The 3,774-nt window shown below is 49.5% G+C and carries 2 protein-coding genes and 1 pseudogene; all 3 read right to left on the bottom strand.

The window, feature by feature from the left end:
* Nucleotides 1-427, bottom strand: a pseudogene (locus tag HWQ67_RS14225) (hypothetical protein); the annotation flags it as partial.
* A 532-nt stretch (nucleotides 428-959) separates the two neighbouring features.
* Nucleotides 960-2,219 (bottom strand): adenosylhomocysteinase, encoded by a 1,260-nt coding sequence (gene ahcY, locus HWQ67_RS14220; RefSeq protein WP_218253352.1) that lies wholly within the window; start codon nucleotides 2,217-2,219, stop codon nucleotides 960-962.
* A gap of 79 nt (nucleotides 2,220-2,298) precedes the next feature.
* Nucleotides 2,299-3,450 (bottom strand): methionine adenosyltransferase, encoded by a 1,152-nt coding sequence (gene metK, locus HWQ67_RS14215; RefSeq protein ID WP_218253351.1) that lies wholly within the window; start codon nucleotides 3,448-3,450, stop codon nucleotides 2,299-2,301.
* Between the last annotated feature and the right edge of the window lie 324 nt (nucleotides 3,451-3,774).

Genomic DNA, 3,774 nt, shown 5'->3' with positions numbered 1-3,774 from the left:
ACAGTATGGACAATAGTCTGTCTCCGTGGTCTTTGCTCTGCGAAAGCTCAATGGCATTTATCTCTCTGATGTCCATTGCACGATACTTGAACTGTAAACACTCAAGGTCAATCCCATTGCCCATCTTTAACTCCTTATCACCGACATAGAGCAACAACTGCCTGGGCACCTTTTTGTATGTGTGGTATATCATGCAAAAGTAGTAGTGCATCCGCCACTCCATATCGCTGTCATTTGATGATTGCAACTCTATGTGCAGCAAGGAATCATCCGGAAGCTCAACCAACAAGTCCGGTTGTCTGTACTCCACAGAAGGCAACTGGACATCAAGAAACTTTACAACCTCAAAACCGGTGAGTATCTTAAAAAAGCGCCTGGGCAACTCCTTAAGTATCGCCTTTAGCGTAACATCATAGTACTGTGCCATTGTACCTCCCGTCTCTGACCTGATTAATACCGCTGATTTATTATAGCAGACCCACAATAAAGATTCCAAGATTCGTATCCCCTTTAAAAAGTATGGTATACTGAAATTACGTAGGTTTTTTCAGGCATGATATTTGAGTAGCAAAATAATGGGGTCAAGGGGACTGGTCCCCTTGCGGGGGGTTCTGAAGGGGGGCGGAGCCGCCCCTTTCTTTTCTTGTATCGCACGCAATCGAAACGCGCTATAAAAAGCAGGGTAAAATTCATTTTACGGCCAAATCCTGCTCCATTCCCTGTTCAAGCCAGGAACATGTATAGTTGCAGCCGTTTTCCACGTGTGTCATTACTGGCTTGACCAGGAATCCGGGATGCGTAAAAGCATAGTTACCATAGAAATAGAAAGAAGATTCCAAGATTCTACATTCTTAGTATACAGAAGAAAGTCATGGGTACCTTGCCAAAGAAGGGGGCGGGGGCAACTACTATCATAATATAAGCAACTGCCCCCCTGACATAAACACTCTTGCCCCGTGCTATGTCCCGGACTCCCAGCTACTGAGGTACTGCTTTTGTGCCTCTGTGAGGTCGTCTATCCTGATGCCCATGGCTTTTAACTTCAGCCTGGCGATCTCCTTGTCGATTTCAACGGGAACGCTGTAAACAATTTTTTTCATTGCGGAATGTTTTTTCACGGCGTACTCGGAACACAATGCCTGATTGGCAAAACTCATGTCCATAACCGAGGAGGGATGTCCTTCGGCTGAGGCCAGATTGATTAGGCGACCTTCGCCCAAGACGTATATCCTTCTGCCATCAGCGAGTTGAAATTCCTCAACAAACGGCCTGATAATGCGTCGCTTAACGGCCATGGCGGCGAGGTCCTCCAGTGCCAGTTCAACATTGAAGTGTCCGGAGTTACACACGATAGCGCCATCTTTCATGACGCTGAAACACCCCTTGTCTATGACGCTGACGTTGCCCGTGACCGTGACAAAGATGTTGCCAATACGTGATGCCTCCACAATGGGCAATACGTCAAAGCCATCCATGGTGGCCTCAAGGGCCTTCAGCGGGTCTATTTCGGTGATGATAACACGAGCGCCCATCCCCTTTGCCCTCATGGCCACCCCCCGACCACACCAGCCATAGCCACAGACCACAAACACCGACCCGGCAATAAGCCTGTTGGTTGCCCTCAGGATGCCATCCATGGTGCTCTGTCCGGTACCGTAGCGGTTGTCAAAGAGGTGTTTTGTGTAGGCGTCGTTTACGGCAATTATCGGGTATGAGAGCACCCCGTCCAGGGCCATGGCCTTGAGCCTTATCACGCCCGTGGTAGTCTCCTCCGTGCCGGCGACGATATCGGCAAGCAGCTCGCGCTTTTCCTTGTGGATGGTGGAGACGAGGTCTGCCCCGTCGTCCATTGTAATATGGGGCTTGAATGCCAACACATCCATAATGTGGCGGTAATAGGTTGCGTTGTCCTCGCCCTTGATGGCATAGACAGGGATGTCAGAGTTTGCAACAAGACTGGCCGCCACGTCATCCTGAGTGCTCAACGGGTTGGAGGCACACAGAGATACCTCGGCACCACCGGCCTTGAGCGTCTCCATAAGGCTGGCCGTTTCGGTGGTAACGTGCAGGCAGGCGGCCAGACGTATCCCCGTAAGCGGCTTCTCCTTTGCAAAACGCTCCCTGATGCTCCTGAGAACCGGCATCTCCATCTCAGCCCACTCGATCCTGAGGCGACCCTCCTCTGCCAGCTTTATGTCCTTAACGTCGTGTTGTACCAAAATCTTAATCCTCCCGTAGTATTGTATTGCATGTGAGCTGACCGCTCCTTACAGTCGTTGGGCTGATCGCTCTGTAGCGTCATAAGCCGGCTTCTTTTTTGAGTATATCGGCCATGTCCGTTTGTTCCCAAGTAAAGTCCTTATCGTCTCTTCCAAAGTGACCATAGGCTGCCGTCTTTTTATATATTGGCCGGCGAAGGTCTAGTTTCTCTATGATGCCCTTGGGGGTGAGATCGAAGTGATTTCTGATAAGCTCTACGATCTTCTCATTTGGAATCTTTCCGGTGCCTGAGGTATCGGCAAGTATGGACAACGGCTGTGCAACACCGATGGCGTATGCTATCTGCACCTCCACGCGCTCGGCAAGACCCGCCGCTACGATGTTCTTTGCTATGTATCTGGCCATATATGCCCCCGAACGATCAACCTTCGTCGGGTCCTTGCCGGAGAAACACCCTCCCCCGTGTCGGCCCGTTCCACCGTAGCTGTCAACGATTATCTTTCTGCCAGTCAGGCCCGTATCACCCATAGGACCACCCGTGACAAACCTGCCGGTGGGATTTACGTGGTATATGACGTTCTCCTCATCAAGCAGCTCACCTGGCACCACAGGCTTGATGACCTTCTCTATAATGTCATCCTTAAGGTCCTTGAGCTTAGTGTTCTGACTGTGCTGTGAGGACACTACTATGGTGTTGATCCGATACGGTCTGCCGTCCCTGTACTCAATTGTCACCTGGGTCTTGCCATCGGGTCTGAGGTAGGGTAAGACATCGTCTTTGCGGACCTCGGCAAGTTTCATTGCCAACTTGTGAGCAAGCATGATGCTCATTGGCATCAGCTCCCGGGTTTCGTCACATGCGTAGCCAAACATCAACCCCTGATCACCTGCCCCGCCAGGGTCTACACCCATCGCAATATCGGGTGATTGCTCGTGTATGGCCGTAATTACCGAACACGTTTCGTAGTCAAATCCATACTTGGCCCTCGTATAGCCGATGTCACGAATCGTGGCCCTCACTATGCTGGGAATATCAACATAGCAATTGGTTGTGATCTCACCCGCTATAAAGGCTAATCCCGTAGTTACCAGCGTCTCACAGGCAACCCGTGCATAGGGGTCGTTTACTATTATCGAATCCAATATGGCGTCTGATATCTGGTCGGCTACTTTATCCGGATGCCCTTCTGTTACTGACTCGGACGTAAAGAAAAAATTTCTTCTGGGCACGTCTACCTCCTGTTTATATATTGTCTGTACACTATGAATCTATTTTAACATTTTCCAGAAGAAAGTTTGTAATCTCTTGTCCAAATGGGTGCATAAATTTTTGGTGAGTATTTTTTTGGGCCCTCACAAATGTTTTAGGAAACCACTCCCTTGTATTTCCTCCCACAAGGGGAGGGAAATTAAGACTATGGCAAAGATACCAGCAAAAATTTATGCACCCGCCCAAATCACCAGAGCAATTGCATTTGACCGTATGAGAAAAAGAAAGGGGCGACTCCTCTACTTAATCCGTAGGGTAGCCTGAACATTTCCCCCTTATTTTTT

Origin of the sequence: Candidatus Magnetobacterium casense (assembly GCF_019173545.1) — a bacterium.
GTDB classification, from domain to species: domain Bacteria; phylum Nitrospirota; class Thermodesulfovibrionia; order Thermodesulfovibrionales; family Magnetobacteriaceae; genus Magnetobacterium; species Magnetobacterium cryptolimnobacter.
Note: the sequence above shows the minus strand (reverse complement) of the source record. Positions and strands in the feature narration are given on the sequence as shown.